Origin of the sequence: Croceicoccus sp. BE223 (genome assembly GCF_031457155.1) — a bacterium.
In the GTDB taxonomy this organism is placed as follows: Bacteria; Pseudomonadota; Alphaproteobacteria; order Sphingomonadales; family Sphingomonadaceae; genus Croceicoccus.
Genome location: NZ_JAVDWB010000006.1, coordinates 234364 through 252847 on the forward strand (window position 1 = coordinate 234364; position 18484 = coordinate 252847).

Here is an 18484-nt window from a genome sequence, read left to right on the forward strand (position 1 = left end):
CCGGACAGAAGCGAGACAAGACAATGGCTGAATTCGACTTCGACGTGATCGTCATCGGCTCGGGCCCCGGCGGATACGTCGCGGCCATCCGCGCGGCGCAGCTCGGCCTCAAGACCGCCTGCGTGGAAAGCCGCGACACGCTGGGCGGGACCTGCCTCAACGTCGGCTGCATCCCGTCGAAGGCGCTGCTCCACGGATCGGAACTGTTCGAGGAAGCGAACGACGGCACGCTCGCCAAGTTCGGCGTGAAGATCCCCGCGCCCGAGCTCGACCTTGTCGCGATGCAGGGCGAAAAGGCCACCGCGGTCAAGGAACTGACCGGCGGCATCGCCTTCCTGTTCAAGAAGAACAAGGTCACCTGGCTGAAAGGCATGGGCGCCTTCATCGACAAGCACACCGTGCAGGTGGGCGACTCGCAGCACACCGCGAAGAACGTGGTCATCGCCACCGGCTCGTCGGTCACTCCGCTGCCGGGCGTCACGGTCGATAACGACGGCGGCGTCATCGTCGATTCGACGGGCGCGCTGGCGCTGGACCGGGTGCCGCAAAAGATGGTCGTCATCGGCGGCGGCGTGATCGGGCTGGAACTGGGCTCGGTCTGGCGGCGGCTCGGGGCGCAAGTCACGGTCGTCGAATTCCTCGACCAGCTGCTGCCCGGCATGGACGGCACCGTACGCAAGGAAGCGGCCAAGATCTTCAAGAAGCAGGGCATGGAGCTCAAACTCTCGACCAAGGTGACCGGCGCCAGCGTCGATGGCGGCAAGGCGACGCTCACCCTCGAACCGGCGGCGGGCGGAGAGGCCGAGACGATCGAGGCCGACTGCGTCCTCGTCGCCATCGGGCGGCGTCCCAACACCGAAGGGCTCAATCTCGACGCCATCGGCCTTGCCACCAACCAGCGCGGCCAGATCGAGACCGACCACGAGTTCCGCACCAAGATCGACAGCGTCTGGGCCGTCGGCGACGTCATCCCCGGCCCGATGCTGGCGCACAAGGCCGAGGACGAGGGCATCGCCGTGGCCGAAAACATTGCGGGCGAGACCGGCATCGTGAACCATGCCGTGATCCCCAGCGTCGTTTACACGATGCCGGAAATCGCCGGCGTCGGCCTGACCGAGGAAGCCGCGAAGGAAGCGGGCCATACCGTCAAGGTCGGCAATTTCCCGATGATGGCGAACAGCCGCGCCAAGACCAACCGCGACACCGAAGGCTTCGTCAAGATCATCGCCGATGCCGAGACCGACCGCGTGCTGGGCGCCTGGGTCGTCGCCAGCTTGGCCGGCACGATGATCGCACAGATCGCGCAGGCCATGGAATTCGGCGCGACGAGCGAAGACATCGCCTACACCTGCCACGCGCACCCGACCCATTCGGAAGCGATCAAGGAAGCGGCGATGGCGGTACGCGGCCTGCCCATCCACATCTGATCGGCATCCACAGATCGGGGTCAACCGAATTGACAGGAAACCCTTCGTCTGCGCGACATGCGCGGACGGAGGGTTTTTCATGCGGGTTCTGGCGAAACTTCACATCTGGCTCGGCTGGCTGATCGCGGTGCCGCTGCTGATCTGGACGGTCAGCGGCCTCGTCATGGTCGCCCGCCCGATCAAGGACGTGCGCGGCGAGGACTATCGCCGCAACACCCAGCCCCGCCCCATCCCGGCCGGATGGCTCGCCGCCCAGCTGATCGACGGAGAGGACCGCCCGGTCGAGCTGCGCACCCGGATGCAGGGCAATTCCCCGGTGACCAGCGCGATCTATGCCGACGGCAAGGTCGAACGCTACTTCGCCCGATCGGGCCAGCCGGTACCGGAAATCGACCTCGCCGCCGCGCGCACCATCGCGGCGATGGAAATCAAGGGCGGCGACGACATCGCCTCGATCACCGCCTTCGACGCCGACCATCCGCCCGCCGACCTGCGGCGCGCGATCCCTGTCTGGCAAGTCGTCCTGAGTGACGGCACGCGCGTCTACATCGGGCGCGAGAGCGGCGAGATCGAGGCGATCCGGACGGGCTGGTGGCGGCTGCACGACCTGATGTGGGGCCTGCACATCATGGACCTCGAAGGCCGTAAGAACACGCACCACCCGCTGCTCGTCGGCTTTGCCGCGCTGGCGTTGCTGATGGCGGTGATCGGCAGCGTCCTCCTGTTCCGCAACCGGCGCAAGCCGGCGCCCGATGCCGTGCCGACCGATCCGGCATGACCTCCGCCGCGCTTCCCGCCCTGCCGCCGCTGCTCGATGTCGCGGGCACCGCCGTGTTCGCGCTTTCGGGCGCGCTGGCCGCGGCTCGCATGCGGCAGAGCTTCGTGACGCTCGCCTTCTTTGCGCTGGTCACCGGCGTCGGCGGCGGTTCGGTGCGCGACGCGCTGATCGGGGTGCCGGCCTTCTGGCTGGCCTCGCCCTGGGTCGCCCCGGCGGTCTTTGCCGTCGCCTTGCTCGCGTGGTTCACGCCGGAGCGAATCTGGCCCGCAGGCCTGCTCGAATGGGCCGACGCGGTGGGCCTTGCGGCTTTTTCCGCGCTCGGCACGGCAAAGGCGCTGGCGCTGGGCGTCGCGCCCGTTCCGGCGATCGTGCTGGGGGTGGTGACGGGGTGTGTCGGCGGCATCATCCGCGACGTGCTGGCCGGCGTGCCGTCGATCCTGATGCGGCCCGAGCTCTATGTGACCGCAGCGGCGCTATCGGCCACGCTCTATGCAATGGCCACGCTGGGCGGCCTCCCCGCGACCGTGGCATGGGTCATGGCGACGGTGGCGGGTTTCGCCCTGCGCGGCGCGGCGATCGTCTGGAAGATCGAGCTTCCCGCCTACGCCCGGCTTGCCGACGGACGCAGGCGGGAAGAACCCTGAAACAGGCGCGACGCCCTTACTTGCGGGCGAGCGCGTAGTCGCCAGAGACCGCGGCGGTGTCGTAGCGGTCGTCCGCCTCGCCGCGCTGCCAGCTGCGGTCGCCATCCTCGGCAGGTGCGGCCATGTCCGGCGCGTCGACCGGCGGCGCCTCGGCGCTGCGCATGTCGGGAGCCTGATCGCCCATCCGCTCGCGGGCGCTGGCGTAGTACCCTTCGTCGTACTGGCTGTCGCGCCCCGCATCGTCACGGCGAACCTCGTAAGCGCGGTCGTCCTCGCGGCGCGCCTCGTACACCGGCTCGTCGCGCGAGGAGGACCTGCCCATGTCGATGTCGATGTCGCGCACCCGCTCGTCGTTGCCGAACTTGCACGAATAGCGGCCGCCGCGCGCAAGATCGCCGGCGACGCGCCAGCCGTCCTCGTTCCGCTCGGCCGTGTCGACCGTGGCGACGCGGCTGTCCCGCTGCACTTCGCTGACGCAATCCTCGATCGCGCCGTCAATGCCGCGGCGCGGGTCGCCGTCATACCGGCTGTCGCGGGACCCCCGGTAATCACGACCATCGTCGCGGTAATCCGGATAGCGCGCATCGCGATCGCGATAGCGATAGTCCCGGTCGCGGTAGTCGCGGTCGGGATAACTGGCGCGATAGCGACGGTCGTTCGAATTCTCGATCGCCTTCACCACCGCCAGCGCACCGCCGACGATGAGGATTCCGGCCAGCACGTCGCCGCCGTTAACGTGGCCGTGACCGCCCCAGCGCCCTCCGTAATAGCCGCCCCAGCCCCCGCGGCTGCGCCAGCCATGGGCGGTCTCGTCGGCGGCGCTCCAGTGTCCGACGGCGCCGGCGACAGGGGCATGGGTCTGTGCGGCCTGGGCCGGCAGGGCGAGCGTGGCGGAGGCCAGGATGGCGGCGATCCCGGCGGACTTGCGAATGCGAATGGACATGTTGGCGATCCCTCCCAGATGCGTCGACGGACGCCTGGCGCCGTGGAGCTTATCCCGAGTCGGGTTTCGTGATCCTGAACCGCCTGTGCGACAATTGACACAGGCATGAAAAAGGCCCGGCGAGTGGGGGATCTCGCCGGGCCCGTTCTAGGTCATTCGCGTCATCAGGAGAAATGCGCTCAGCGCATGCCGCGAATGCCCTGGAAGTCGAGATCGCGAACCTGGCCGTAACGGACATCGCAGGTGAACTTGCCGCTGTCCCAACCGCTCATGCGGCTGTTCCAGCCCCGATAGTCGCGATCCCAGCCATTGCCGTAGCGACCGCCCCGCCAGCCGGTGTCGACCGCGATCCGGCCGCTGATGCGATAGCCGCCGTTGCGGCGATCGACCTTGCGGATGTCGGTGACGTCGCCGTCGCGGAAGCCGGAGCGGCGCACGTCGCGTTCGGCAGCGGCGACACACTGTTCGACCGCACGGCGGGCACCGCCGCCGTTGTAGTAGCGGCCGTCGCGGTAATCGCGATCGTCACGGTCATGGCGGTCGCCGTAGCGGTCATCGTAATAACGACCGTCGCGATCCTTGCTGGCGGCGCTGGCGATGGCGGCGATGCCGCCGATGATCAGCGCGCCGGCGATCACGTCACCGGCGTCGATCCGGTCGTGGTCATAGCGGTCGCGGGCGAAAGCGGGGGTGGCGGAGGCCAGGGCCATCGCGCCGGCGGCAGTAGCGCCGACAAGGGTTTTGGAAAGAGTGTTCATCGGTGCGATCCTTTGCTCAGAACGGGTTTCGGCCCGGACAAGCTCTGGATAGCGATTCGACGCTGATGCGATCCTGAATCCGTGCGACAGCCATCGTTCAGGAAATCTACCTGTTTTCTGAATATCCCAACGAAAAGGGCGCCGGTCGTGACACGACCGACGCCCTTGTCAGGTTCGAAACGGGCCCGATCAGGCGGCTTCGTATTCCTCTTCATCGTTCATCACCGGGCCGGAGTCCTGGCCCTTGGCCGAGACGTCGCGGTCGACCAGTTCGATGATTGCGATCGGCGCGGCGTCCGAAGCACGGATGCCGGCCTTGATGATGCGGGTGTAGCCGCCTTCGCGACCGGCATAACGCTCGGCCAGGACGTCGAACAGCTTGGCCAGCTGCGCATCGTCGAGCAGCTTTGACTGCGCGAGGCGACGGTTCGAAAGGCCGCCGCGCTTGGCCAGCGTGATCAGCTTCTCGATGTAGGGACGCAGTTCGCGGGCCTTGGGGGTCGTGGTCTTGATCTGCTCGTGCTTGATCAGGGCCGCGGCCATGTTGCGCAGGAGGGCCTTGCGGTGGCCGGTCTTACGCTGGAGCTTACGCCCACCCATCTTGTGACGCATTGTCTCTTCCTTCGTTCGTAAAGGGCCCGTTCTAGGTAGCCCAGTGCTGGTGCCCGTTTGCGGTCGGCACCTTCACCGTAATCGTGCGGCCTGGCACGTCACGGGAGTGGATCCCGTGACGTCGAACAAGCCTCCGGCTCGCCGGCCGAGCAGGTCGCTGTCCTTCGCCAACCGATCGTTGGGTCGGCGCGACCGCGTCTCGGCTGTCAGCCGAGAAGCTCCTGCTCAAGCTTCTTGGCCATTTCCTCGATGTTTTCCGGCGGCCAGCCGGGGATGTCCATGCCGAGGCGCAGGCCCATCGAGGAAAGGACTTCCTTGATCTCGTTGAGCGACTTGCGGCCGAAGTTCGGCGTGCGGAGCATCTCGGCCTCGGTCTTCTGGACCAGGTCGCCGATGTAGATGATGTTGTCGTTCTTGAGGCAGTTGGCCGAACGGACCGACAGCTCCAGCTCGTCCACCTTCTTGAGGAGGTAGCGGTTGAGCTGGTTGGCATCGCTCTCTTCCGGAGCGACGGCGACACCCGCGGTCTGCGGGACGCCCTGCGGAATGCCTTCCTCGAAGTGGACGAACAGCGCGAGCTGGTCCTGCAGGATGCGGGCGGCGTAGGCCACCGCGTCTTCCGGCGTGACGGTGCCGTCGGTCTCGACCGTCAGCGACAGCTTGTCGTAGTCCAGCTCCTGGCCGACGCGGGCGTTCTCGACCTTGTACGAGACCTGGCGAACCGGCGAATAGAGCGAGTCGACCGGGATCAGACCGATCGGCGCGTCGGGCATGCGGTTCTGCACGGCCGGGACGTAGCCCTTGCCGGTGTCGCAGGTCAGCTCCATGTTGAGCGTCGCGCCCTCGTCCAGGTGGCAGATCACGAGGCTCTTGTTCATCACCTCAATGTCGCCCGAGACCTGGATGTCGCCGGCGGTGACTTCGGCCGGACCGGTGGCGGAAAGCTGCAGGCGCTTCATGCCCTCGCCTTCCATCTTCAGCGCGACCTGCTTGATGTTGAGGACGATGTCGGTGATGTCCTCGCGCACGCCGGCGAGGGACGAGAACTCGTGCAGGACGTTGTCGATCTTGATCGACGTGATCGCGGCGCCCTGCAGGCTGGAAAGCAGCACGCGGCGCAGAGCATTGCCCAGCGTCAGGCCGAAGCCACGCTCCAGCGGCTCGGCAACGAAAGTCGCGCGCAGCTTGGCATCGCCCTGCGGCTTGATCTCAAGGCTGTTGGGCTTCTTCAGTTCCTGCCAGTTCTTGATATTGACGGACATGGACTTCCCCTAGGGTTTGTCGGTTCTTGGTTGGAGCGGACGCTGCGAGGGACAGCGAACTTGCCCCAGATGTCTGTTCCCGTTCGGCGTGTGCGGCGGGCGGGCCGTGGATCCGTCGGCCCGCCCCTCGCCAGAAGGGATCAGACGCGGCGACGCTTCGAAGGGCGGACGCCGTTGTGCGGGATGGGGGTCACGTCGCGGATCGAGGTGATGGTGAAGCCCACCGCCTGCAACGCCCGCAGCGCGCTTTCGCGGCCCGAACCCGGTCCCTTGACTTCGACCTCGAGGGTGCGGACGCCGTGTTCGGCGGCCTTCTTGCCGGCGTCGTCCGCCGCGACCTGCGCCGCGTAGGGGGTCGACTTGCGGCTGCCCTTGAAGCCCATCATGCCGGCGCTGGACCAGCTGATCGCATTGCCCTGGGCGTCGGTGATGGTGATCATCGTGTTGTTGAAGCTGGCGTTGACGTGCGCGACGCCGCTCGAGATGTTCTTGCGTTCGCGGCGCCGGATGCGCTGGGGTTCGCGTGCCATGATTGTGTTTCCTGTATCCTGAAGGAAGGGTCAGCCTGCGGCCGGAAAGGCGCGGCTTACTTCTTCTTGCCGGCGATCGGCTTCGCCTTGCCCTTGCGGGTGCGGGCGTTGGTGTGCGTGCGCTGACCGCGAACCGGCAGGCCCTTGCGGTGACGCAGGCCGCGATAGCAGGCCAGGTCCATCAGGCGCTTGATGTTCATCGCGGTCTCGCGACGAAGGTCACCCTCGACGATGTATTGGGCGTCGATCGCCTCGCGGATCTGCAGCACCTCGGCGTCGGACAGGTCCTGGACCCGGCGCGATGCGTCGATGCCCAGCTTGGCGGCGATGTCCTTGGCCGACTTGGGGCCGATACCGTGGATATAGGTGAGCGCGATGATCACGCGCTTGTTGGTGGGGATGTTGACCCCGGCAATACGAGCCACTTAGTTCTCCATGCTCCACAGGGGCGACGTCGTGCCGGCCCCTATCTCAACGCTGTTGCTGCCCGTGCATGAACCGGATCGGGGCCTGAAACGGCAAAAGGCCCGGATGGACCGTGACGACGCACGGACCGGCCGGACTGACCCGATTTATGACGAGCGAAGGGCGCGCTTACGGTGATTCGCGCGCCAAGTCAACGGGAAGGTATCCCCTTCCCGCGGCGGCAGGATCGCGCCGCGACAGGCCCTGGATAGCGCACCGTCGCATCCGCGTCAAAAGTCTCATCGGAAATCGGTTGGCAGGACCGTCCGGCCGGGTGGACCGCCCGGTCCGGGGCCATGGTCAGGGCCGCGCCCCGACCCCGCTGAGGAAGTCGCTGCCAAGGTCGCCCCCAGGCGCCGCCGCCGGGAACGAGGCGGCAAGCCGCGCCAGCTGCTCGCCGAGAACCTTGTCAACCGCGGGACCGCTCTGCTCGCGCGCGAAACGCAGGCTCCCACCCACGACATACTCGAGCGCGATCCGCGTCCCCGTCCCCTCGCCCTTGAGCGTGACGGTCATGACCGCGTTGACCGGCTCGCCCTGCAGCGGGCCGAGCGCACCGGTCAGGCGCAGGACCTGGCCGGGATCGGCGAAGATCACGGTCATGTGCCGCACGCTGCCGGGCCGCGTCCGCGCGGGGCCGACGGGGAGCGCTTCGCAGAAGCAGCCGTCCGCGGAAGCGATCAGCGACAGGTTTGCCGGATTTCCGGAAAAGGTATGCTCGCCGCTCCACCACAGGGCGGGCTTGACGAGCCTGTCCCAGGCCTGGTCCGGAGCCACCGGAACGACCGCTTCGTGGCTGACCACGAATCCCTCGGTGCCGACCGGCTTGATCTCGGCGAGTGCGGGCCTGGCAATCAGAGCCGCAGCGGTGGCGGCGGCAAATGCGAGGCGCTTCATGGTCCGGGCCCTCCCCCTGTCACGCCGGGAGGCTAGCACGCCGATTCACCGATGCCCATCCTGCCGCTGTTGCGCGGACCGGATGGGCCTGCGCGCTCGAATCAGTCGAGGATCCGGCCGATGGCCGCCGTCACCTCGTCGATATCGGCCATGCCGTCGACCCGGCTGACGATGTCGCGCGCTTCGTAGACCGGCAGGATCGGCGCGGTCTTGGCGCGATACTCGGCCATACGGGTGCGGACGGTCTGCTCGTTGTCGTCGGGGCGGCGTTTGAACTCCGTTCCGCCGCAACGGTCGCAGACGCCGACCTGGCGCGGCTGCTCGAACGTGTCGTGATAACCCTTGCCGCAGGACGCGCAGGTAAACCGCCCGGTGATGCGCTCGACCAGCGCGTCTTCGTCCACGTCCAGTTCGATCACGTGGTCGAGCGTGCGGCCGTGCTCCTTCAGGATCGCGTCGAGGCTGTGAGCCTGCGCCTCGGTCCGGGGATAGCCGTCGAAGATGGCACCGACGTCATCGCCCATCGCCGCCAGTTCGTCGCCGATCAGCGCCGAGACGATCTCGTCGGACACGAGGCCGCCCGCGTCCATCACCGATTTCGCCTGGACGCCGACCGGTGTCTGCGCCTTGACCGCAGCGCGGAGCATGTCGCCGGTCGAGAGCTGGCGCATGCCGTACCTGTCGACGAGACGCTGCGCCTGGGTGCCCTTGCCGGCGCCCGGAGGCCCGAGGAGGATGATGTTCACGGAAAAAGACTCTCCCTGTTGCCTCTCGGGCCTAGATCAGCGCAGGCGACCTTTCAACTTCGCCTTTTTGATGAGATCGCCGTACTGGTGCGCCAGCAGGTGGCTCTGAATCTGGGCGATCGTGTCGACGGTCACGTTGACGACGATCAGCAGGCTAGTGCCGCCGAGAAAGAACGGCAGGCCGGTCTGGCCGATGACGTATTCCGGCAGAACGCAGACCAGCGCCAGGTAGCCGGCACCGATCACGGTGATGCGGGTCAGCACATGGTCAAGATAGTCGGCGGTGCGCTTGCCCGGGCGGATGCCGGGAATAAAGCCCCCGTTGCGCTTCAGGTTCTCCGACGTTTCCTCGGGGTTGAAGACCACCGCGGTGTAGAAGAACGCGAAGAAGACGATGCCGATAGCATAGAGCGTCAGGTAGATCGGCTGGCCGTGCTGCAGGTACTGGTTCAGCGTGACCAGGACCGCACCCGCCGTGCTGTCGGGCGAGATCGAGCTCTGAGCGAACTGCGTGATGGTCAGCGGAAGCAGCAGCAGCGAGGAGGCGAAGATCGGCGGGATGACGCCGGCGGTGTTGAGCTTGAGCGGCAGGTGCGAACGATCCGCCTGCATCATGCCGCGCTGGCTCGCCCGCTTGGGATATTGGATCAGCAGCCGGCGCTGCGCCCGCTCCATGAAGCAGATGAAGAGGATGAGGCCGATGATCACGACGAACAGCGCGATGATCAGGAACGGCGAGATCGAACCCGAGCGACCGCCTTCGAACAGCTGCGCAGTGATCGTCGGGAACTGGGCGATGATGCCCGCCATGATGATCAGCGACGTGCCGTTGCCGATCCCGCGCGAGGTAATCTGCTCGCCCAGCCACAGCAGGAACATGGTGCCGCCGACAAGGCTGACGACCGCGCCGACGCGGAACATCAGGCCCGGCGCGACGACCGCCTGAAGCCCGCTGGACGCCGCGAAGCTCTCAAGGCCGACCGCGAGGAAATAGCCCTGCACCGCGGTCAGGCCGACAGTGCCGTAGCGGGTGTACTGGTTGAGCTTCTTGCGGCCGCTCTCGCCTTCCTTCTTCATCGCGGCGAGCGCCGGGTGGAGCGCGGCGGCCAGCTGCACGACGATGGAGGCGGTGATGTACGGCATGATGCCGAGCGCGATGAGACTCATGCGCTCGAGGCTGCCGCCCGAGAAGGTGTTGAACAGGTCGAGCACGCCGCCGCGCGTCTGCGCGTAGAGGTCCTGCAGGATCAGCGGGTTCACGCCGGGAAGCGGCACAAAGCTGAGGAAGCGGAACACGATGAGGGCACCCAGCGTGAACCAGATGCGCTGCTTGAGCTCGGTCGCCTTGCCGAAATTGGCCAGGGAGAGGTTGCTCGCGATGTTGTCGGCGCGTGATGCCATGTCGGTGAATCTGTGCCTTAGAGGTTCAGGGCAGGTCTGGGCGCCAGAGCTTGCCTATGGCCAGCGGCCCGCCGTCGGAAACAGCCCATATAGGGCGCGGGCGGAGATGCAAACACCCCCGCCCGGCAACTCCCTCGAAATCAGGCGTCGGCCTTTTCGGCCTTGGCCGGCGCGGTCGTCTCGACCTTGCCGCCGAGCTTCTCGACCTGCTCGCGCGCGCCCTTCGACGCGCCGGCAACCTTGAAGCTCGCCTTGGTGGTCAGTTCGCCCTTGCCCAGCAGCCGGACGCCGTCCTTGCCGCCACGGGCGAGACCGGCGGCCTGCAGCGCGTCGTGGTCGATGAGGGCCGAGGCGTCGAGCTTGCCGGCGTCGATGAACTTCTGGATCATGCCCAGGTTGACCTGCGCATAGTCCTTGCCGAACGGGTTGTTGAAGCCGCGCTTGGGAAGGCGCATGTGCAGCGGCATCTGGCCGCCTTCGAATCCGGCGATCGAAACGCCCGAACGCGCCTTGGCGCCCTTCTGGCCGCGGCCCGAGGTCTTGCCTTTGCCCGAACCGATGCCACGGCCGACGCGCATGCGGCGATGACGGGCACCTTCGTTGTCACGGATATCAGTCAGTTTCATAGCAACACTCGCTTTCGCTTTTCTTCGCGTTGATGAGCCGGAATCGGCCCGGGAAGCGCGCGCCTTAGCCGGGCGCGGCGCCGTTGTCACCCCCTGCCGTCCGGCCTTCCTGCGGATGGCGGCCCGGGGCGGGCCTTGCCGCGTTCGCGCTACGCCCCCGAACTGACGAGCGAAACGGCGGACTTCGATGGCAAAGGGCGGCCACGGGGGCGCGCCTTGCCCAAAGACGAAGGCCCCGGCGTTGCCGCCGGGGCCCAGTCGTTGGTCACACCGGACGCAGGTGTCAGTCGACGACCTGGACCAGGTGCGGCAGCTTGGCGATCGCGCCACGCACCTCGGGGGTGTCCTGCAGCTCGACGACGCGGTGCATCTTGTTGAGGCCGAGGCCGATGAGGATCTTCCTCTGGCTCTCCGGACGACGGATCGGCGAACCGATCTGCTTCAGCTTGATGGTAGCCATGTTCGCTTACTCCACCAGAGCGGCGGCGTCGGCTTCGGCCTCCGCCTCGCTCGCGCCGCCACGGCCGAGAAGGTCGACGACCTTCTTGCCACGACGCTGGGCGACCGACTTCGGCGAAGTCTGGTCGGTCAGCGCGTCGAAGGTGGCGCGGATCATGTTGTAGGGGTTCGAGGTGCCGACCGACTTGGTCACCACGTCGGCCACGCCCAGCGATTCGAAGACGGCGCGCATCGGGCCGCCGGCGATGATGCCGGTACCGGCCGGTGCCGAGCGGACATTGACCTTGCCGGCGCCGAAACGGCCGCGGCCATCATGGTGCAGGGTACGGCCGTCCTTGAGCGGAACGCGGACCATCTTCTTCTTCGCGGCGGCGGTCGCCTTGTTGATCGCCTCGGGAACCTCGCGGGCCTTGCCGTGGCCGAAGCCAACGCGGCCCTTGCCGTCACCCACCACGACCAGCGCGGCGAAACCGAAGCGCTTGCCGCCCTTCACCGTCTTGGACACGCGGTTGATGTGGACGAGCTTCTCGATCAGCTCTTCGCCCTGGTCCTCGTCACGGTTGCCGCGACGGTCGTCGCGACGGTCGCGGCGGCCACGGCCACCCCGCTCGCCACCACGATCACCGCCGCCACGGCGGCCACGGCCACCGTCACGGGCTTCGCGCGGCTGCGACGGATCGCCGCCGGCGGTCGACTGGTTGTCGAAGGCCTCGGTGGTGGCCGTGGTGGGGGTCGGCGTGCTGCCGGCGTTGTCCGCCACGGTCTGTTCCGGGGTCGCGTTGTTGTTTTCGTCAGCCATGATCAGAACTCCAGCCCGCCTTCGCGGGCGGCGTCGGCCAGCGCCTTGACGCGGCCATGGAACAGGAAGCCGCCGCGATCGAACACGACGGTGGTCACGCCGGCCTTCTTGGCAGCAGCGGCGATGTCCTTGCCGACCTGCGAAGCGGCATCGATGTTGGCGCCCGAGGTCTTCGACCCCAGTGTGCTCGCCGCGGCCACGGTCTTGCCCGAGGCGTCATCGATGACCTGCGCGTAGATGTGCTTGCCGGTGCGGTGCACCGACAGGCGGGGCTTGCCGCCCGAGCGGGCGCGGAGAGTGGTGCGGACGCGGCGACGGCGGCGTTCGAAAAGGGATAGCTTGGCCATCTTACTTCTTCTTCCCTTCCTTGCGGAAGATATACTCGCCGCGGTACTTGATGCCCTTGCCCTTGTAGGGTTCGGGCTTGCGCCAGCGACGGACCTCGGCGGCAAACTGGCCTACGGCCTGCTTGTCGATGCCCGAGATCTCCACGGTGGTCTGGTCGGGGGTCTTCACCTCGAGGCCCTCGGGCACTTCGAGATCGACGTCGTGCGAGTAGCCGAGCTGCAGCTTGAGCCGCTTGCCCTGCGCGTTCGCACGATAGCCGACGCCGGTGATTTCCAGGACCTTGGTATAGCCCTGGGTCACGCCCTCGACGAGGTTCGAGACCAGCGTGCGCTGCATGCCCCAATGGCTGCGCGCCGCCTTGGTGTCGTTCGCGGGGGTCACCGCGATCGCGCCATCCTCGACGTTGTAAGTGACGAGGTCCGACAGGCCCATGGCGAGGGTGCCCTTGGGCCCCTTCACCGAAAGCTCGTTGCCCTCGATCTGCGCGGTCACGCCACTCGGGATCGCGACCGGCCTTTTGCCGATGCGGCTCATCAGAACACCTCCGCCAGCACTTCGCCGCCGACGTTCTGGGCGCGCGCTTCGGCATCCGAAAGCACGCCACGCGGCGTCGAGACGATGGTGATGCCAAGACCGTTGCGGATGCTCGGCAGTTCCTTGGAACCCGAGTAGACGCGGCGGCCGGGCTTCGAGACACGGGCGACGTGCTTGATCGCGGGTTCGCCCTCGAAATACTTCAGCTCGATGCGCAGCGCCGGGTGCTTCCCGGTGGCGTCCTCGCTGTAGCCACGGATGTAGCCTTCGCGCTGGAGCACTTCGAGCACGTTCGCACGCAGCTTCGACGCGGGCGAGAGGACCGAGTCCTTCTTCGCGCGCTGGCCGTTGCGGATGCGGGTGAGCATGTCACCCAGGGGATCAGTCAATGCCATCTTTCAGATCCTCACCAGCTCGACTTCGTCACGCCCGGAATCATGCCCTTGTTGGCAAGATCGCGGAGTTCGATGCGGCAAAGGCCGAACTTGCGGTAGTAACCGCGCGGGCGGCCGGTGGTGTTGCAGCGGTTGCGCACGCGGGTCGGATTCCCGTTGCGGGGAATCTCGGCCAGCTTGAGACGCGCGACCCAGCGCTCGGAATCGTCGACAGACTCGTCGTCGGCAATCGCCTTCAGCTTCGCGTACTGCGAAGCGTACTTCTTGACGAGCTTCTTGCGACGCTCGTTCTTGTTCACGGAACTCAGTTTCGCCATGGACTTAAGCTCTCTTCCTCAGCGGCTCACGCCGCTTCCTTCTGTTCCGCACCTTCTTCGGCGGGGAACGGGAAACCGAAAAGACGCAGCAGTTCGCGCGCTTCCTCGTCGGTCTTGGCAGTGGTGGTGACAATGATGTCCATGCCACGCACCTTCTCGATCTTGTCGTAGCTGATCTCCGGGAAGATGATCTGCTCCTTCAGGCCCATGGCGTAGTTGCCACGGCCGTCGAACGACTTGGGGTTCAGGCCACGGAAGTCGCGGATGCGGGGCATCGCGATCGTGACCAGACGATCGAGGAATTCGTACATGCGTTCGCGGCGCAGGGTGACCTTGCAGCCGATCGGCATGCCTTCGCGCAGCTTGAACTGCGCGATCGACTTCTTCGCCTTGGTGATCACGGGCTTCTGGCCGGCGATCAGCTCCATTTCCGCCGCGGCGGTCTGGACCTTCTTCTTGTCCTGGCTCGCCTCGCCCACGCCCATGTTGAGCGTGATCTTGGTCAGCTTGGGGACTTCCATCTGGTTCTTATAGCCAAACTTCTCGGTCATCGCCTTGGCGATTTCCGCATCGTACTTGGCGCGCAGGCGCGGGGTGTAGCTATCAGCCATCGATCGTCTCCCCGGACTTGACGGCGACGCGCACCTTCTTGCCGTCACGCTCCTCGAAGCGAACGCGGGTGGGCTTGCCGTCCTTGGGATCGGCGACAGCGACCTTGCTGATCGCCATCGGCGCAGGATTGCGGTCGATGCCGCCCTGCGGGTTCACCTGGGTGGGCTTGCGGTGGCGGGTGGCGACGTTGACGCCCTCGACCACGACCTTGCCGGCCTTCGGCATGACCTGGGCGACCTTGCCGGTCTTGCCCTTGTCCTTGCCCGACAGCACGACGACGCTGTCACCCTTCTTGATCTTCGCGCCGGCCATCACAGCACCTCCGGAGCAAGCGAGATGATCTTCATGAAGCCCTTGCCGCGCAGTTCGCGGACAACGGGGCCGAAGATACGGGTTCCGATCGGCTCCTCGTTCTTGTTGACGAGGACCGCGGCGTTGCTGTCGAAGCGAATGACGCTGCCGTCGGGACGGCGCACGTCCTTCTTGGTGCGCACGATCACCGCGCGGTGAACGTCGCCCTTCTTGACCTTGGCGCGCGGCTGCGCCTCCTTGACGGAGACGACGATCACGTCGCCGACGCTGGCGGTGCGCCGCTTCGATCCGCCCAGCACCTTGATGCACTGGACGCGCTTGGCGCCGCTGTTGTCAGCCACGTCAAGGTTGGATTGCATCTGGATCATCGATCCGGTTCCTTCCTACTCGGCTTGCCGGGACCTTGCCGAAGCTCGGCCCGGTAGTTCCAAAACTTGTTCGATCAGCCGTTGGCGGCCGCGACGTCGAGATCGGCTTCGATCGCGGTCTCGGCTTCGCCGCCGATGCGGTCGAGGACCTTCCACGTCTTCAGCTTCGAGATCGGCGCGACCTCCTCGATGCGGACCTTTTCGCCGGTGCGATAGGTGTTGTCCGCGTCGTGGGCGTGGTACTTCTTCGAGCGGCGGATGATCTTCCCGTAGAGCGGGTGCTTCACCTTGCGTTCGACCTTGACCACCACGGTCTTGTCGGTCTTGTCGGAAACCACGGTCCCGATCAGGATACGCTTGGGCATGGTCTCTTCCTTACTTCGCCACGCGGGCGCGTTCGCCCTGCAGCGTCTTGATGCGCGCGATCTGGCGGCGGACTTCCCGGATACGAGCGGGACGCTCGATCTGGTTGGTCGCGGCCTGGAAGCGCAGGTTGAACTGCTCGCGCTTGAGATCGGTCAGATCAGCGGTCAGCTGGTCGTCGCTCTTGGCGCGCAGGTCTTCGGTCACGTTGGCCATCATTCGCCTCCCAGGTGCGAGGAGTCGCCGAGGCGGGCGACGACCTTGGTCTTGATCGGCAGCTTCATCGCGGCGCGGCTGAACGCCTCGGCCGCGAGCGGGCCGGGAACGCCGTCCAGCTCGAACAGGATGCGACCCGGCTTCACGCGGGCAGCCCAGTATTCGATCGAACCCTTGCCCTTGCCCTGACGGACTTCGGCCGGCTTCTTCGACACCGGAAGATCGGGGAACACGCGGATCCACAGGCGGCCCTGACGGCGGATGTGGCGAGTGATCGCACGACGCGCGGCCTCGATCTGGCGCGCGGTGACGCGCTCGGGTTCCAGCGCCTTCAGGCCGTACGACCCGAAGTTGAGCGTGGTGCCGCCCTTGGCGTCGCCATGGAGCTTGCCCTTGAACGCCTTGCGGAACTTGGTTTTCTTCGGTTGCAGCATTGCTCTTACCTTAAGTCCCTATCAGCGCGCCGGTCGCACGCCGGAGGTCTGGGCCTCCATCATGAGACGGTCCTGCGCCAGCGGATCGTGGCCGAGAATCTCGCCCTTGAAGATCCAGCACTTGATGCCGATGATGCCGTACGCGGTCAGCGCTTCGGCTTCGGCATAGTCGACGTTGGCACGCAGGGTGTGAAGCGGCACGCGGCCTTCGCGGTACCATTCGACGCGGGCGATCTCGGCGCCGCCGAGACGGCCGCCGCAGGTGATCTTGATGCCTTCTGCGCCGAGACGAAGGGCCGACTGCACGGCACGCTTCATCGCACGGCGGAACGCCACGCGGCGGACGAGCTGGTCGGCGATGCCCTGGGCGACGAGCTTGGCGTCGATTTCCGGCTTGCGGATCTCGACAATGTTCAGCTTCACTTCGCTGGCGGTCATCTTGGCCAGCTTCGAGCGCAGCTTCTCGATGTCCGCGCCCTTCTTGCCGATGATGACACCGGGACGGGCCGCGTAGATCGAGATGCGGCACAGCTTGGCCGGACGCTCGATCACCACCTTCGAGATCGCCGCCTGGGGCAGCGTATCGACGATGAACTTGCGGATCTCGATGTCTTCCTTGAGCAGGCCGGCATAGTCGCGCCCTTCGGCGTACCAGCGGCTGTCCCAGGTGCGGTTGATCTGCAGGCGCAGGCCGATCGGATTGGATTTATGACCCATGGATCAGGCCTCCCCGTCTTCGTCAGCGGTCTCGCGCACCACGATGCGCAGGCGGCTGAACGGCTTCAGGATGCGGGTGGACTTGCCACGACCGCGCGTGTGGAACCGCTTCATGGTGATCGACTTGCCGACCGAGGCTTCCGCCACGACGAGCGCATCGACGTCCAGGTTGTGGTTGTTTTCGGCATTGGCGATCGCCGAGGCCAGGACCTTGCGGGCGTCCTGGGCCATGGCGCGCTTCGAGAAGGCGAGGATGTTCATCGCTTCCTCGGCCTTCTTGCCGCGGATGAGGCCGGCGACGAGGTTCAGCTTCTGGGCCGAGCCACGGATCGTGGTCCCGACTGCCAGCGCTTCGTTCTCGGCGACGCGGCGCGGAGCTGACTGCTTGCTCATCAGCGCTTGCCCTTCTTGTCAGCGGCGTGACCCGGGAAGTTGCGCGTGGGCGCGAACTCGCCAAGCTTGTGGCCGACCATGTCCTCGTTGACGGACACGGGGATGTGCTTCTGGCCGTTGTAGACGTTGATCGTCAGGCCAACGAACTGCGGAAGAATCGTCGAACGGCGCGACCAGGTCTTGATCGGCGCACGGCCGCCCGAATCCTGGGCGGTCTCGGCCTTCTTCAGCAGGTGGAGGTCCACGAAAGGACCCTTGCGGAGCGAACGAGCCATTACCGCTTACCTCTTCTTCTTCGCGTGACGCGAACGAATGATCATCTTGTCCGTCGACTTGTTGTGACGGGTGCGAGCGCCCTTGGTCGGCTTGCCCCACGGAGTAACCGGATGACGGCCACCCGAGGTGCGGCCTTCACCACCGCCGTGCGGGTGGTCGACCGGGTTCTTCGCGACACCGCGGGTCAGCGGCTTCACGCCCATCCAGCGACGACGACCGGCCTTGGCCAGCGTCTGGTTGCTGTTGTCGGGGTTCGACACGGCGCCGACGGTGCCCATGCAGTCGCCGCGCAGATAGCGCTGCTCGCCCGAGGAGAGACGCACGATCACCAGGCCGCGGTCACGACCGACGATCTGGGCGTACGTGCCGGCCGAACGCGCGATCTGCGCGCCCTTGCCCGGCTTCATCTCCAGGTTGTGGGCGATCGTGCCGACCGGCATCTGGCTCAGCAGCATCGCGTTGCCCGGCTTCGTGTCCGCCTTTTCCGAGGCGACGACGACGTCACCGACGGCGAGGCGCTGCGGCGCGATGATGTAGGCCTGCTCGCCGTCCTCGTACTTGACAAGGGCGATGAACGCCGTGCGGTTCGGATCGTATTCGAGCCGCTCGACGGTGCCGGGCACGTCCCACTTGCGACGCTTGAAGTCGATGTAGCGGTACTTCTGCTTGTGGCCGCCGCCGATGCCGCGCGAGGTCACGTGGCCCTTGTTGTTGCGACCACCGGTCTTGCGCTTGCCTTCGGTCAGCGCCTTGACGGGCTTGCCCTTCCACAGGCTCGACTTGTCGACCAGCACCAGGCCGCGACGGGCCGGCGAAGTCGGTTTGTAGTTCTTGAGTGCCATGATGTCCTAG

Annotated in this window: 29 protein-coding genes; 3 read left to right on the forward strand and 26 right to left on the reverse strand. The window is 66.4% G+C overall.

The annotated features are described in order from the left end of the window. Window positions 1-23: 23 nt before the first annotated feature. From lpdA to J2X37_RS13475, 3 genes are read left to right on the forward strand one after another with little or no spacing between them, the layout of a single operon-like run. The gene (gene lpdA, locus J2X37_RS13465; RefSeq protein WP_310022152.1) at window positions 24-1427 is read left to right on the forward strand and encodes a dihydrolipoyl dehydrogenase; all 1404 of its coding nucleotides are present in this window, start codon (window positions 24-26) and stop codon (window positions 1425-1427) included. After that, on the forward strand, window positions 1369-2205 hold the full coding sequence (locus J2X37_RS13470; RefSeq protein ID WP_310022287.1) for a PepSY domain-containing protein: 837 nt from the start codon (window positions 1369-1371) through the stop codon (window positions 2203-2205). Before lpdA ends, J2X37_RS13470 begins: the two co-directional genes overlap by 59 nt. Further along, window positions 2202-2849 (forward strand): trimeric intracellular cation channel family protein, encoded by a 648-nt coding sequence (locus J2X37_RS13475; protein ID WP_310022154.1) that lies wholly within the window; start codon window positions 2202-2204, stop codon window positions 2847-2849. Before J2X37_RS13470 ends, J2X37_RS13475 begins: the two co-directional genes overlap by 4 nt. 16 nt (window positions 2850-2865) lie before the next feature. Here J2X37_RS13475 and J2X37_RS13480 read toward each other — a convergent pair whose 3' ends face one another. The 26 genes from J2X37_RS13480 to rplB all read right to left on the reverse strand — a co-directional run bounded on the left by J2X37_RS13480 (window position 2866) and on the right by rplB (window position 18474). Next, on the reverse strand, window positions 2866-3792 hold the full coding sequence (locus tag J2X37_RS13480) for a hypothetical protein (protein WP_310022156.1): 927 nt from the start codon (window positions 3790-3792) through the stop codon (window positions 2866-2868). Between the two features lie 179 nt (window positions 3793-3971). Then, the gene (locus J2X37_RS13485; RefSeq protein ID WP_310022158.1) at window positions 3972-4550 is read right to left on the reverse strand and encodes a hypothetical protein; all 579 of its coding nucleotides are present in this window, start codon (window positions 4548-4550) and stop codon (window positions 3972-3974) included. A 189-nt stretch (window positions 4551-4739) separates the two neighbouring features. Next, a complete protein-coding gene (gene rplQ, locus J2X37_RS13490; RefSeq protein WP_310022160.1) occupies window positions 4740-5162 on the reverse strand; it encodes a 50S ribosomal protein L17 in 423 nt (140 codons plus the stop codon). A gap of 206 nt (window positions 5163-5368) precedes the next feature. Further along, window positions 5369-6424 (reverse strand): DNA-directed RNA polymerase subunit alpha, encoded by a 1056-nt coding sequence (locus J2X37_RS13495; RefSeq protein ID WP_310022162.1) that lies wholly within the window; start codon window positions 6422-6424, stop codon window positions 5369-5371. A 140-nt stretch (window positions 6425-6564) separates the two neighbouring features. Continuing rightward, entirely contained in the window at window positions 6565-6954 is a 390-nt protein-coding gene (gene rpsK, locus J2X37_RS13500; RefSeq protein ID WP_047820301.1) for a 30S ribosomal protein S11, read from the reverse strand. A gap of 56 nt (window positions 6955-7010) precedes the next feature. Then, complete coding sequence (rpsM, locus tag J2X37_RS13505; RefSeq protein ID WP_310022169.1) at window positions 7011-7379, reverse strand: 30S ribosomal protein S13; 369 nt, start codon at window positions 7377-7379, stop codon at window positions 7011-7013. A gap of 340 nt (window positions 7380-7719) precedes the next feature. Beyond that, window positions 7720-8316, reverse strand: coding sequence for a hypothetical protein (locus J2X37_RS13510; RefSeq protein WP_310022172.1), 597 nt, complete (start codon window positions 8314-8316; stop codon window positions 7720-7722). A 101-nt stretch (window positions 8317-8417) separates the two neighbouring features. Further along, the gene (locus tag J2X37_RS13515) at window positions 8418-9062 is read right to left on the reverse strand and encodes an adenylate kinase (protein WP_310022175.1); all 645 of its coding nucleotides are present in this window, start codon (window positions 9060-9062) and stop codon (window positions 8418-8420) included. Window positions 9063-9098: 36 nt separating this feature from the next. Next, window positions 9099-10463 carry a preprotein translocase subunit SecY gene (gene secY / locus J2X37_RS13520; protein WP_310022178.1) on the reverse strand — a complete coding sequence of 455 codons (1365 nt, stop codon included), beginning with the start codon at window positions 10461-10463 and terminating at the stop codon, window positions 9099-9101. 140 nt (window positions 10464-10603) lie between these two features. Continuing rightward, on the reverse strand, window positions 10604-11089 hold the full coding sequence (gene rplO, locus J2X37_RS13525; protein ID WP_310022181.1) for a 50S ribosomal protein L15: 486 nt from the start codon (window positions 11087-11089) through the stop codon (window positions 10604-10606). A gap of 283 nt (window positions 11090-11372) precedes the next feature. Next, entirely contained in the window at window positions 11373-11549 is a 177-nt protein-coding gene (gene rpmD, locus J2X37_RS13530) for a 50S ribosomal protein L30 (protein WP_310022184.1), read from the reverse strand. Between the two features lie 6 nt (window positions 11550-11555). Next, window positions 11556-12347 (reverse strand): 30S ribosomal protein S5, encoded by a 792-nt coding sequence (gene rpsE, locus J2X37_RS13535; RefSeq protein WP_404979625.1) that lies wholly within the window; start codon window positions 12345-12347, stop codon window positions 11556-11558. A gap of 2 nt (window positions 12348-12349) precedes the next feature. Beyond that, the gene (rplR, locus tag J2X37_RS13540) at window positions 12350-12694 is read right to left on the reverse strand and encodes a 50S ribosomal protein L18 (RefSeq protein WP_310022186.1); all 345 of its coding nucleotides are present in this window, start codon (window positions 12692-12694) and stop codon (window positions 12350-12352) included. Window position 12695: 1 nt separating this feature from the next. Beyond that, entirely contained in the window at window positions 12696-13229 is a 534-nt protein-coding gene (gene rplF, locus J2X37_RS13545; protein WP_310022189.1) for a 50S ribosomal protein L6, read from the reverse strand. After that, on the reverse strand, window positions 13229-13624 hold the full coding sequence (gene rpsH, locus J2X37_RS13550) for a 30S ribosomal protein S8 (protein WP_310022192.1): 396 nt from the start codon (window positions 13622-13624) through the stop codon (window positions 13229-13231). The genes rplF and rpsH overlap by 1 nt, the downstream gene beginning before the upstream one ends. 11 nt (window positions 13625-13635) lie before the next feature. Continuing rightward, a complete protein-coding gene (gene rpsN, locus J2X37_RS13555; protein ID WP_310022195.1) occupies window positions 13636-13941 on the reverse strand; it encodes a 30S ribosomal protein S14 in 306 nt (101 codons plus the stop codon). 26 nt (window positions 13942-13967) lie between these two features. Continuing rightward, on the reverse strand, window positions 13968-14552 hold the full coding sequence (gene rplE, locus J2X37_RS13560) for a 50S ribosomal protein L5 (RefSeq protein ID WP_310022198.1): 585 nt from the start codon (window positions 14550-14552) through the stop codon (window positions 13968-13970). Further along, the gene (rplX, locus tag J2X37_RS13565; protein ID WP_310022201.1) at window positions 14545-14865 is read right to left on the reverse strand and encodes a 50S ribosomal protein L24; all 321 of its coding nucleotides are present in this window, start codon (window positions 14863-14865) and stop codon (window positions 14545-14547) included. Before rplX ends, rplE begins: the two co-directional genes overlap by 8 nt. Next, window positions 14865-15233 (reverse strand): 50S ribosomal protein L14, encoded by a 369-nt coding sequence (rplN, locus tag J2X37_RS13570; protein ID WP_310022203.1) that lies wholly within the window; start codon window positions 15231-15233, stop codon window positions 14865-14867. Before rplN ends, rplX begins: the two co-directional genes overlap by 1 nt. A gap of 74 nt (window positions 15234-15307) precedes the next feature. After that, on the reverse strand, window positions 15308-15598 hold the full coding sequence (rpsQ, locus tag J2X37_RS13575; protein WP_310022206.1) for a 30S ribosomal protein S17: 291 nt from the start codon (window positions 15596-15598) through the stop codon (window positions 15308-15310). 10 nt (window positions 15599-15608) lie between these two features. Next, complete coding sequence (rpmC, locus tag J2X37_RS13580) at window positions 15609-15812, reverse strand: 50S ribosomal protein L29 (RefSeq protein ID WP_310022210.1); 204 nt, start codon at window positions 15810-15812, stop codon at window positions 15609-15611. Further along, window positions 15812-16246, reverse strand: a complete 435-nt coding sequence (gene rplP / locus J2X37_RS13585) for a 50S ribosomal protein L16 (protein ID WP_310022214.1) — start codon at window positions 16244-16246, stop codon at window positions 15812-15814. Before rplP ends, rpmC begins: the two co-directional genes overlap by 1 nt. A 21-nt stretch (window positions 16247-16267) precedes the next feature. Beyond that, complete coding sequence (gene rpsC / locus J2X37_RS13590; protein WP_310022218.1) at window positions 16268-16963, reverse strand: 30S ribosomal protein S3; 696 nt, start codon at window positions 16961-16963, stop codon at window positions 16268-16270. 3 nt (window positions 16964-16966) lie between these two features. Continuing rightward, window positions 16967-17356, reverse strand: coding sequence for a 50S ribosomal protein L22 (gene rplV / locus J2X37_RS13595; protein ID WP_310022222.1), 390 nt, complete (start codon window positions 17354-17356; stop codon window positions 16967-16969). Further along, window positions 17356-17631, reverse strand: coding sequence for a 30S ribosomal protein S19 (rpsS, locus tag J2X37_RS13600; protein ID WP_310022225.1), 276 nt, complete (start codon window positions 17629-17631; stop codon window positions 17356-17358). The genes rplV and rpsS overlap by 1 nt, the downstream gene beginning before the upstream one ends. Window positions 17632-17637: 6 nt before the next feature. Next, window positions 17638-18474, reverse strand: coding sequence for a 50S ribosomal protein L2 (gene rplB / locus J2X37_RS13605; RefSeq protein ID WP_310022226.1), 837 nt, complete (start codon window positions 18472-18474; stop codon window positions 17638-17640). Window positions 18475-18484: the final 10 nt, after the last annotated feature.

What these genes read in the sequence shown, in the direction of transcription:
- lpdA (WP_310022152.1), top strand. Translation starts at nt 24, where the DNA reads ATGGCTGAATTCGACTTCGACGTGATCGTCATCGGCTCGGGCCCCGGC.
- J2X37_RS13475 (WP_310022154.1), top strand. Translation starts at nt 2,202, where the DNA reads ATGACCTCCGCCGCGCTTCCCGCCCTGCCGCCGCTGCTCGATGTCGCG.
- J2X37_RS13480 (WP_310022156.1), bottom strand. Translation starts at nt 3,792, where the DNA reads ATGTCCATTCGCATTCGCAAGTCCGCCGGGATCGCCGCCATCCTGGCC.
- J2X37_RS13485 (WP_310022158.1), bottom strand. Translation starts at nt 4,550, where the DNA reads ATGAACACTCTTTCCAAAACCCTTGTCGGCGCTACTGCCGCCGGCGCG.
- rplQ (WP_310022160.1), bottom strand. Translation starts at nt 5,162, where the DNA reads ATGCGTCACAAGATGGGTGGGCGTAAGCTCCAGCGTAAGACCGGCCAC.
- J2X37_RS13495 (WP_310022162.1), bottom strand. Translation starts at nt 6,424, where the DNA reads ATGTCCGTCAATATCAAGAACTGGCAGGAACTGAAGAAGCCCAACAGC.
- rpsK (WP_047820301.1), bottom strand. Translation starts at nt 6,954, where the DNA reads ATGGCACGCGAACCCCAGCGCATCCGGCGCCGCGAACGCAAGAACATC.
- J2X37_RS13510 (WP_310022172.1), bottom strand. Translation starts at nt 8,316, where the DNA reads ATGAAGCGCCTCGCATTTGCCGCCGCCACCGCTGCGGCTCTGATTGCC.
- secY (WP_310022178.1), bottom strand. Translation starts at nt 10,463, where the DNA reads ATGGCATCACGCGCCGACAACATCGCGAGCAACCTCTCCCTGGCCAAT.
- rplO (WP_310022181.1), bottom strand. Translation starts at nt 11,089, where the DNA reads ATGAAACTGACTGATATCCGTGACAACGAAGGTGCCCGTCATCGCCGC.
- rpmD (WP_310022184.1), bottom strand. Translation starts at nt 11,549, where the DNA reads ATGGCTACCATCAAGCTGAAGCAGATCGGTTCGCCGATCCGTCGTCCG.
- rpsE (WP_404979625.1), bottom strand. Translation starts at nt 12,347, where the DNA reads ATGGCTGACGAAAACAACAACGCGACCCCGGAACAGACCGTGGCGGAC.
- rplR (WP_310022186.1), bottom strand. Translation starts at nt 12,694, where the DNA reads ATGGCCAAGCTATCCCTTTTCGAACGCCGCCGTCGCCGCGTCCGCACC.
- rplF (WP_310022189.1), bottom strand. Translation starts at nt 13,229, where the DNA reads ATGAGCCGCATCGGCAAAAGGCCGGTCGCGATCCCGAGTGGCGTGACC.
- rpsH (WP_310022192.1), bottom strand. Translation starts at nt 13,624, where the DNA reads ATGGCATTGACTGATCCCCTGGGTGACATGCTCACCCGCATCCGCAAC.
- rpsN (WP_310022195.1), bottom strand. Translation starts at nt 13,941, where the DNA reads ATGGCGAAACTGAGTTCCGTGAACAAGAACGAGCGTCGCAAGAAGCTC.
- rplE (WP_310022198.1), bottom strand. Translation starts at nt 14,552, where the DNA reads ATGGCTGATAGCTACACCCCGCGCCTGCGCGCCAAGTACGATGCGGAA.
- rplX (WP_310022201.1), bottom strand. Translation starts at nt 14,865, where the DNA reads ATGGCCGGCGCGAAGATCAAGAAGGGTGACAGCGTCGTCGTGCTGTCG.
- rplN (WP_310022203.1), bottom strand. Translation starts at nt 15,233, where the DNA reads ATGATCCAGATGCAATCCAACCTTGACGTGGCTGACAACAGCGGCGCC.
- rpsQ (WP_310022206.1), bottom strand. Translation starts at nt 15,598, where the DNA reads ATGCCCAAGCGTATCCTGATCGGGACCGTGGTTTCCGACAAGACCGAC.
- rpmC (WP_310022210.1), bottom strand. Translation starts at nt 15,812, where the DNA reads ATGGCCAACGTGACCGAAGACCTGCGCGCCAAGAGCGACGACCAGCTG.
- rplP (WP_310022214.1), bottom strand. Translation starts at nt 16,246, where the DNA reads ATGCTGCAACCGAAGAAAACCAAGTTCCGCAAGGCGTTCAAGGGCAAG.
- rpsC (WP_310022218.1), bottom strand. Translation starts at nt 16,963, where the DNA reads ATGGGTCATAAATCCAATCCGATCGGCCTGCGCCTGCAGATCAACCGC.
- rplV (WP_310022222.1), bottom strand. Translation starts at nt 17,356, where the DNA reads ATGAGCAAGCAGTCAGCTCCGCGCCGCGTCGCCGAGAACGAAGCGCTG.
- rpsS (WP_310022225.1), bottom strand. Translation starts at nt 17,631, where the DNA reads ATGGCTCGTTCGCTCCGCAAGGGTCCTTTCGTGGACCTCCACCTGCTG.
- rplB (WP_310022226.1), bottom strand. Translation starts at nt 18,474, where the DNA reads ATGGCACTCAAGAACTACAAACCGACTTCGCCGGCCCGTCGCGGCCTG.